We start from the raw sequence: 8,471 nt of genomic DNA on the forward strand, positions 1-8,471 counted from the left end.
GCGCGGGACAGCGCCGGTCGACTACCCCTCGGTGATCGAGTGCGGAGACTCGAGCTCGACCCGCACCCCATGACGCCGGGCAATCCGGACCTCGCCCAAAAGTTTGTAGCCTCTACGAATCGGCGGGATAACGCACGGCGATTTCCAACGCGCCATGATCGGGCGGCGCGCCACTATCCAGTTCGCCCCCCGCCTGGCAGTCGGGCGTTTCAAATCGGTGGCAATGTCGGTATCGGGGCAACCTTGAAAACGCCTGAGCCTACTGCTGATTCGGCAGGTGCAAGACCACAGCTGCTGTCTGTGATCAATCGGCGAGTTCGAGATTTCGTGGCGATGATGGATCGAGCGAGGATCCGGCGTACCGAACTAAAACACTCACGATCCAGAATTGAACCCCGCTCGGCCCGCAGGTCGCCATCAGCGGCTGACGCGGGCCGCCGAATGTCCGGCCGCGTCGCGCCGCCCGACGCCTAACAGAGGGCGCGTCCGTTAATCGTTCTCGGTGACAAAGAAATTCGCGGCGACAGGCTCGAGCGAGTGCGAATGCGCGAAGCGCAGCGGATCGAACCGCGGGCGGTCGAGCTGCCGCACGCTCAATTCCTCCGACTGCTGATACACCACGAGCACATACCGGTGCGGCCCCGAGCCCTTGGGCGGAGTCGGACCGGCGTAGGGCACGATCTCGACGCCCTGGGCGAAGTCGAGTCCCGAAATATTTCCCACCGCCCAATGCAGCCAGCACAGTCCGTGCGATGTCGACCGCGATGGTGCGTCCGGATCGAACATCAGGACCGCGTACACACCGGAGCCCTTTTCCCGCAGCGGCCATTCCAGGTCGGGCATGCTCGCCGTCTGCTCGACCGACAGCTGTAGACCCGGCGACACCCGTACGTCGCCATATTTCACCGATGCTTCGACGCCCGCGAACGCGTCGATTCGGTCCGGGACGAATTTCTCGTGCCGCAACGTGGCCAGGAAAGCGTCATTGGCGTTCACGTCCTGGATTATGACGCCGCCGCGTCACTCAGCCCGGCAGGACTCGCCGCCTGTCACCGTCTGGACCTGCTCAGATGCCGACCGGACCTGTTCTGCCGTCCCGCCACCGAGTCGCAGCCCGAACGCCTCCAGAACTCAGAGCTCGGCGACGCACACAACGAAACGGCGCTGATTGTAAACGAATCCGTAATTCCCCGAAGCGCATTGGTTGACATCGGTGACGCCCTGCTTGACCTCCAGCACCCGCACACCCTTGGCCGAGTTCCCGGCAGCGCAATCGATGTGTTTCGGATTGCCGTTGACGAGTTCCATGCAACCGCCGACAACCCAGTCGATATCCATGCACAACGACCCGTGCTGGACGTCGCGCACGCGCACGCCGTAAGCCTTGTCGGCGTCGGCAGGGCAGGCGCCGTCGGCAGGCACTTTGTCGAAGACTTTGTAGCCGGAACCGCCGCTGCCACAGGCGGCTTTCTCGATCGCGTTCGCGCCGTCGCCGAGCAGCACGCAGTCGCCGATATTCATCTGAATCGCGGTCGGAGCCTTGCTCGCCTGACTCAGCATGCCCTCGGCGAGAGGCTCGGCACGGGCCGGTTCGGGCTCGACCGACGTCGTCGGCACCGCCGATCTTGTTGTTGCACTGACGCTTTCCACGACGGCCGGGCTCGCGTTTCCTGTCGGCTCCGGACCGTCCATGGAAAACGCCACCATGATCGTGAGGAATGTGCACAATGCGCACACCAGCATGAATGCCGCCAGGGCGAAACCGGCACGGATACGTTGGCGCGACATATCTCGCCCTCCACAGCTGTCACGCTCCGATCTCACCCTACGAGATCTGAAGTCCGAAACTTTCACTTTGAAAACTCACGGAATGCTTACACACCTCCCGGTGCGCTGTCGAATCGGCGGCCGCCGAGGGCATTTCGGTCGCTCGACTAGGTCACGAAAAGGCAACGATCCGTACGTTTTCCTGCCGCTTATGTTTGTGAACAAACGTTTTCGGGCATTGGGCCGCCGGTGCGCTATACAGTCACGCGCCATCCGGCCACAGGAGCCGGAGATCTCGTCAGAAGGAAATTCAGCATGAAGTTCGGCACGCTTGCCACGACGACCCTTCTGGTCGCCGCCGTGGTGGGAATCGCTGCGGGTACCGTGAATGCCAATCCGCCCGAGAAGCAAGAGATTTCGACGTCCGGCGTCGATCAGGAAGTCGGCTACCACGCCGTCTTGTCCGATTCCTCTCGCGTCGTCACGACCACCGTCGAGGGCGGCCGGTTCGAGCTCGCCGACAACGGCGCCAAGGTGTTGCTGAAGTCCGATCGCGGCACGGTCGTCATCGACGTGCCGCTGACATACGAACTCTCAGGACACCGCCTGTCGGTGGCGAACGAGATCAGTGCCGACGGCCGAAAGCTCACGCTCACGCCGACGGCGGACGCGAAAGCCATCGGCGAACTGCAGCAGGTCGACTCCATGGCGCGCCTCACTTCGGAGCTCAACAAGAACGTCGTCGGCGTGGTAGCCGGCGGTTTGTTGGGCGGGTTGATCGGCGCGGTGCTCGGCCTGGGCTTCTTCAGCATCATCACCGGCCCCGTCGGCGCCGCCATCGGAGCGATCGCGGGCGGGTACATCATGGGCGGCCAGCCGTTCATGGACGCGATGAACGCGGCCATCAGCGGCCAGCCCTGATCGACACCCGGAGATCGTCGGCGGCCGGACGCACCGCGCGCGTCCGACCGCCGACCACTCCACCGACATCGCCTCCGGCTCACCCGAGAATCGGCAGGCGATGACGGCACGCCCCGGGGGTTCCGATCAGCCCACTGCAACGCGATTCGAATCCGGTGCTGGAGGCGGCGGATTCGGCGCGGACCCGCAGCGCTGCCTGTTCGTCCGCACTACCCGGCCACTGGTCGACAGAGCGGTCGCCGTACACCCGGTGTGGCATTACCGCCAGCGCGCCTGCACCGGGCGGAACCAACTCCTCCTCGTGGTAGCGACCACGGTGACGCCCCGCATGTCTATCGAACTCGGCGAACGCCGCCCTCGCCTCGGCAATCGACTGCCTGCTCGGCTTCTGCGCATCCTCCGGCGGTCGGAACTGTTTCCCGCCAACCTCTTTCGGCATCCGACTCCCCTCCCCGCCGCAGCTCATAGACCGTGCAACGGTACGGTACCGGCAGTCATCCCTGGCCTCGAACCAGGCTCAGCAGGCAGCGATCCGGAACACAGCGCATCGACGAATTCGTTGCCACGGAGAACGCATTCTTCTGCCGAGTTTCGTGCGGTGAGCCTCGGCACGGAACGTCCACTGGACCGCTGTGCTGGTGCACGGCACGGGAAAACCGGGATCACGGCCGATCCGACCCAACCGGCGGACTGCTGCGCCCGATCGGCGACGGACTGGATGTCTGCTATGGCACAGACATCGCCGTGCGATATCTGCCGTACGCCCGTCGAAATCGTCTGGCGTGGACGGATTGCGGAATCTTCTTGCGAGCCTGCGCGAGTCCACCCAGGTGTAGAAGGCAAAAAAAATGGCCCAGGCCAGTGAGATCGAAATCTCACTGGCCTGGGCCGTTTGTAGCGGGGACAGGATTTGAACCTGCGACCTCTGGGTTATGAGCCCAGCGAGCTACCGAGCTGCTCCACCCCGCGTCGGTGAACACAACATTACACAGGTCTACGCGGAGAAGGCAAATCGCTTACCCGCGGGACTATCCGGCCAGGTCAGCGGCATGCGCGGGCTTCGAGCGCTTGGCGCGAACGGTCGGCCTTCGCGACGCGGCACGTCACCGCTGGTCGCGAGTGTGAGCACCGACACAGGGGCGTGAACCGGAGGGTGAGACCGGGCGCACGCAGGCGTGTCTCGAGCGGGAAGAGCGGGGCGATTCGAGGCAGCCAACCGTCCAGTTTTGCATTTCAAACGTGACGGCCGTCACTATCTCATGGTGATCTCGCGCACATAACGATGCAATAACGTACCGTCCAGACTGCATACTCGAGACGTTGCCGACCAGTGCGAATACCGATTCTCGCGTTATTCGCTTCATGCAATTCACTGAGTTATCAAGATGTGATCTGCCGAGATTTATTCGTTACCGTCGGTCCACGGCCCGGATCAACCGTGATGGGCACGAACTCGAACCGCCGAACACCGGCGACCCTGTCCCGCGGTTCGAGGATCCCCGACCTCCTGGGGACAGGGACGCGATGCAGTCGTCGAAGTCGGTGGGCGCAGGGAGGGAAACCACCATGTCTCAGAACCGGAAGTTCAGCACCCGCGCCCTCGGCCTCGCCGCCGTCACCGGCGCCTTTGTTGCCGTCCCGTTCGCACTCTCCGCCGCCACCGCCTCCGCCGCGCCGACCCACAACTGGGACGGTGTCGCCCAGTGCGAGAGCGGCGGCAACTGGGGGATCAACACCGGTAACGGCTACTACGGCGGTCTGCAGTTCTCGCACAGCACCTGGACCGCCAACGGCGGCACCGGCTACGCCAACCACGCCAGCAAGGACGAGCAGATCCGGGTCGCCGAGAACGTGCTCGCCACCCAGGGCGTCGGCGCCTGGCCGACGTGCGGCCAGTACCTGCAGGCGGGCCAGTCCGCTCCGGAGCCGGAGCCCGAGGCCGTCGCCCCCGCGCTTCCCGCCCCCGCGCCCGAGCAGAGCCAGGACGTCATCGATCAGGTGACGAGCTCCGGCGCCGAGCTGGCCAAGCAGTACGGCCTCGAGGGCCAATTCCAGCAGCTGCTGCAGCAGCACGGCGCGCTGATCGACTCGCTGGGCAACTGACGCCGAAACCCCGTCACCGCACAGCACAGAGAAGCGGCGCTGCCATCACTGGGGATGGCAGCGCCGCTTTCTTTTTCGGTTCAGCGCCGCAAGGCGTTTCGGCTCAGCGACCGCTGGATTCGTAGACCTTGATCGCCTGCTCCAGCCTGGTGAACGCCGCGCCCAAGCTGGCGAGGTCGCCGCTGCGCTGGGCGTCACGCACATTGCGCAGGGCGGCATCCAGTTCCAGGACCGCCGCGTCCTTCGCGTTGGGCGGCGGCGGGGTGGTCCCCTGGGCGGGCGGCGGCGAGGCGGTGCCCTGGGCGGGCGGCGGAGTCGTCCCCTGCTGGTTCGGCGTCTCGACACCCGGCGCCGTCGCGGCGCTGCCGCTGCCGGGGAAGATCTTGTCGAGGGCCGCGGCAAGCGTCGGCTCGTAGCCGACCATCACCGAGCCGGTCGCCGGATCGCGATAACTCACGAGCACGCGGGCCAGCTGCGGGAAGGTCGACGTGTTCGGTCCGCTGTTGCGTTCGGTATACAACGGCTCGATATAGAGAATGCCGCCGTCGGCGATCGGCAAGGTCAGTAGGTTGCCGTATTTGATCTTGTTCGAGCCTTGCAACAACGTCTTGTCGCGTGAGACCTCGTCGTTGATGGTCATCGTGTTCTGCGTTTGCTGCGGACCCTGCGTCTGCGAATCCGTCGGCAATTGCAAGATCGTGAACTTGCCGTAGTTCTCCGGATCCGAACGCACCGAGATATAGGCCGACAGGTACTGCCTGTTGAAGCCCACCATGGCACTGGTCAGGTTGAACTCCGCCCGTCCGGTCTTCGGATCGCCGACGAGCACGTAGTACGGCGGCTGCTTGAAGGTGCCGCCCTCGATTGTCGGATCGCTGGGCACCGACCAGAACGCGTTGTTGGTGAAGAACTCTCGCGGATCGTTCACGTGGTACTTGGTGAGCATCTCGCGCTGCACCTTGAACAGATCCTCCGGGTAGCGGAAGTGCGAGCGCAGTTCCGGCGAGATGTCGCTCTCCGACTTCACCGCGTTCGGGAACACGCCGCGCCAGGCCTTGAGCACCGGATCGGTGGTGTCGACCTCGAACAGGGTGACGGTGCCGTCGTAGGCGTCGACGGTGGCCTTCACCGAGTTGCGGATGTAGCTGACCTCCTTGCGGGGCAGCAGCCGTCCGGTCTTCTTGTCGACGCTGTCCTCGACCGCACCCTCCAGCGAGGTGCTCTGCGCGTACGGGTAGTTGTCCAGTGTGGTGTAGGCGTCCACGATCCAGACGATGCGCTTGTCGACCACCGCGGGGTAGGCGTTGCCGTCGGCGGTCAGCCAGGGCGCGACCTTCTCGACCCGCTCGCGCGGATCGCGGTTGAAGATGATCTTCGAGTCGTCGCCGATGGCGCCGGAGAACAGGATGTTGCGCTCGGCGTACTTGGCGGCGAAGGCCAGCCGGTTGAACCAGGAGCCGATCGGCACGCCGCCGGAACCGGTGTAGGTGTACTGCACGTTGTCCAGGTCGTATTCGCGCGCGGGCTGCCCGGCGGCGCCGACGATGGCGTAGTCGGCGTCGGACTGGGAGATCAGCTCGCCGTAGTAGATCCGCGGCTGGTCGACCTTGATGGCCTGGCGGTCCTGCGGCGTGGAGATGTCGCTGACGAAGCTCATCGGGCCGTCGTCGAAGACCGGGTACCCGCTGTCGCTGCTGCCCGCGACGGTCGCGTCCTTGGCCGCGGCCTTGTTGATGCGGTTGGCCGGCGCGGCGACGAAACCGTTGCCGTGGGTGTAGACGGTGTGCCGGTTGATCCAGTCGGTCTGGTTGTCCTTGAGGCTCTGCGGTTCCAGCTCGCGCGCCGCGACCACGTAGTCCTGCACCTCGCCGTCGAGGGTGTAGCGGTCGATGTCGAGCGGGTTGGGGAAGCCGTAGAAGTTCTTCAGCTGGCGCAGCTGAGTGAAAGTGGGCGACAGGACATTCGGGTCGAGCAGCCGGATATTGGAGATGGTGGTGCGGTCGGCGGGGACGTCGCGCGGGTTCTTGGTGCCGTCACCCTTGTAGTTCTGGTAGTCGACCATGTCGTCGGTGATGCCGAACGCCTGCCTGGTCGCGGCGATATTGCGCTCGATGTACTCCGACTCCTTGTCCGCGGCGTTCGGGCGCACCGAGAACTGCTCGACCACCAGCGGCCACACCGCGCCGACCAGGATCGAGGAGAGCACGAGCAGCGCCGCGGCCATGGCGGGCACGCGCAGATCGCGCAGCACGATGCCCGCGAAGAAGGCGAGCGCGCAGATCACCGCGATGGACAACAGGATCAGCTTGGCGGGCAGCACCGCGTTGATGTCGGTGAACGAACCACCCGTGAAGGTGGGCTCCTTGCGGGCGCTGGAGAGCAGTTCGTAGCGGTCGAACCAGTACGCGATCGCCTTGAGCAGCACGAAGATTCCGGCGATCACCGCGAGCTGGACGCGCGCGGGCTTGGTGAGCGTGCCCTCCCGCCCGCTCAGCCGCAGGCCGCCGAAGATGTAGTGCGTCACCAGACTCGCGAAGAACGCGATCACCACGGCGACGAACAGCCAGTTCAGCACCATCCGGTAGAACGGCAGATCGAAGGCGTAGAAGCCGACGTCGAGACCGAACTGCGGATCGGTCTCGCCGAACGAGCCGCCGTTGAGGAACAGCTGCACCGTCACCCAGTTCGACTGTGCCACCAGGCCCGAGAGCAGACCGAGCAGCACCGGGATGCCGATGCCGAACAGCTTGAGCTTGCTCATCACGGTGGTGCGATACCGGGCGATCGGATCGTTCGGGCCGGCGACCGGCACGAACACCGGCCTGGTCCGATAGGCGAGCAGCAGCGCCAGCCACACCACGAGGCCGACGAACACCGCCACCGCGACGAACAGCAGAATCCGGGTCCGCAGCACCGTGAGATACACGTTGCGGAAACCGACCTCGCCGAACCACAGCCAGTTGGTATAGGTATCGGTCAGGCGTGGTCCCAACAGCAGCAACGCCGCCAAGACGATGGCCGCCACCAGCAGCACGCGGCTGCGTCGGGACAACGAAGGTAAGCCGGTTGGGGGCCGCATGCCCACGGTGCCACTCTCCAGGGTCCGGCGGCGCCCACGCCTCGAGGGTCGGTGCGCCGCATTCCGACGTTGCGATTGGTCCTCGCGGACCGTCTGGCGCCCACTCTACGGAAACGGACATCGCCACGTCGGCGGTGGCCTCGATGAGCTCGGCAGAAGCGATTTCGGCGGCTTCGCTGAGCCGCCGGTGGCGGTGATGCGAGGATGTCCACCGTGAACGCCGATCTGCACGCCGAGCTTGTTCTGTCCCGCGCCGTCCGGGAGGTCGCGGAGTTCGCCGACGCCGAGGGCTGGGGCCGTCCGCCGCAGATGTTCGCGCTGGTGCCGACCGCCGATCTGGTCGCGGCCGAGCCCGGGCTGCTCGATCAGATCGACCAGGGCGACGAGCTCACCCCGGTCGCGCAGGAGCCGCTGCCCGACGACATCACCGGCGGTTCGATGGCGCTCGACGAATTCCTCGCCACCACGAGTTGGCCGCCCGCCGTACGGGGTTGCGTGCTGGTGCAGGAGATCGTGGTGCTGCCGCCGGACGCCGAGAGCACCCTCGACGACGCGCTCGCCCCGCTGCTCGCCGACCACGAGGCCGCCGACGCCGCGGCCC

General features: G+C 65.5%; 6 protein-coding genes and 1 tRNA gene. 3 read left to right on the forward strand and 4 right to left on the reverse strand.

The window, feature by feature from the left end; translation table 11 throughout:
• Positions 1-489: 489 nt before the first annotated feature.
• Together NL1_RS31960 and lppU are read right to left on the reverse strand one after the other, a co-directional pair.
• Positions 490-996, reverse strand: coding sequence for a YbhB/YbcL family Raf kinase inhibitor-like protein (locus NL1_RS31960; protein WP_067847475.1), 507 nt, complete (start codon positions 994-996; stop codon positions 490-492).
• 135 nt (positions 997-1,131) lie between these two features.
• The gene (gene lppU, locus NL1_RS31965; protein WP_067847478.1) at positions 1,132-1,788 is read right to left on the reverse strand and encodes an LppU family putative lipoprotein; all 657 of its coding nucleotides are present in this window, start codon (positions 1,786-1,788) and stop codon (positions 1,132-1,134) included.
• Positions 1,789-2,082: 294 nt separating this feature from the next.
• Between lppU and NL1_RS31970 the strand changes: the two genes are divergently transcribed.
• Complete coding sequence (locus NL1_RS31970; protein WP_067847481.1) at positions 2,083-2,688, forward strand: DUF8020 domain-containing protein; 606 nt, start codon at positions 2,083-2,085, stop codon at positions 2,686-2,688.
• Between the two features lie 895 nt (positions 2,689-3,583).
• Here the strand turns inward: NL1_RS31970 and NL1_RS31980 are convergent.
• Positions 3,584-3,657, reverse strand: a tRNA-Met gene (locus tag NL1_RS31980).
• A 597-nt stretch (positions 3,658-4,254) separates the two neighbouring features.
• Here NL1_RS31980 and NL1_RS31985 point away from each other — a divergent pair.
• Complete coding sequence (locus tag NL1_RS31985) at positions 4,255-4,791, forward strand: transglycosylase family protein (protein WP_067847487.1); 537 nt, start codon at positions 4,255-4,257, stop codon at positions 4,789-4,791.
• A 103-nt stretch (positions 4,792-4,894) separates the two neighbouring features.
• Here the strand turns inward: NL1_RS31985 and NL1_RS31990 are convergent, their stop codons facing one another.
• A complete protein-coding gene (locus NL1_RS31990; RefSeq protein WP_067847490.1) occupies positions 4,895-7,876 on the reverse strand; it encodes a UPF0182 family protein in 2,982 nt (993 codons plus the stop codon).
• Between the two features lie 198 nt (positions 7,877-8,074).
• Here NL1_RS31990 and NL1_RS31995 point away from each other — a divergent pair.
• On the forward strand, positions 8,075-8,471 hold a 397-nt coding region (locus tag NL1_RS31995), incomplete at its 3' end, for a PPA1309 family protein (protein ID WP_067847494.1).

This window comes from Nocardia lijiangensis NBRC 108240, from assembly GCF_001613045.1.
In the GTDB taxonomy this organism is placed as follows: Bacteria; Actinomycetota; Actinomycetes; order Mycobacteriales; family Mycobacteriaceae; genus Nocardia; species Nocardia lijiangensis.

Coding starts and splice junctions, on each gene's coding strand:
- lppU (WP_067847478.1), bottom strand. CDS start 1,788: ATGTCGCGCCAACGTATCCGTGCCGGTTTCGCCCTGGCGGCATTCATG.
- NL1_RS31970 (WP_067847481.1), top strand. CDS start 2,083: ATGAAGTTCGGCACGCTTGCCACGACGACCCTTCTGGTCGCCGCCGTG.
- NL1_RS31985 (WP_067847487.1), top strand. CDS start 4,255: ATGTCTCAGAACCGGAAGTTCAGCACCCGCGCCCTCGGCCTCGCCGCC.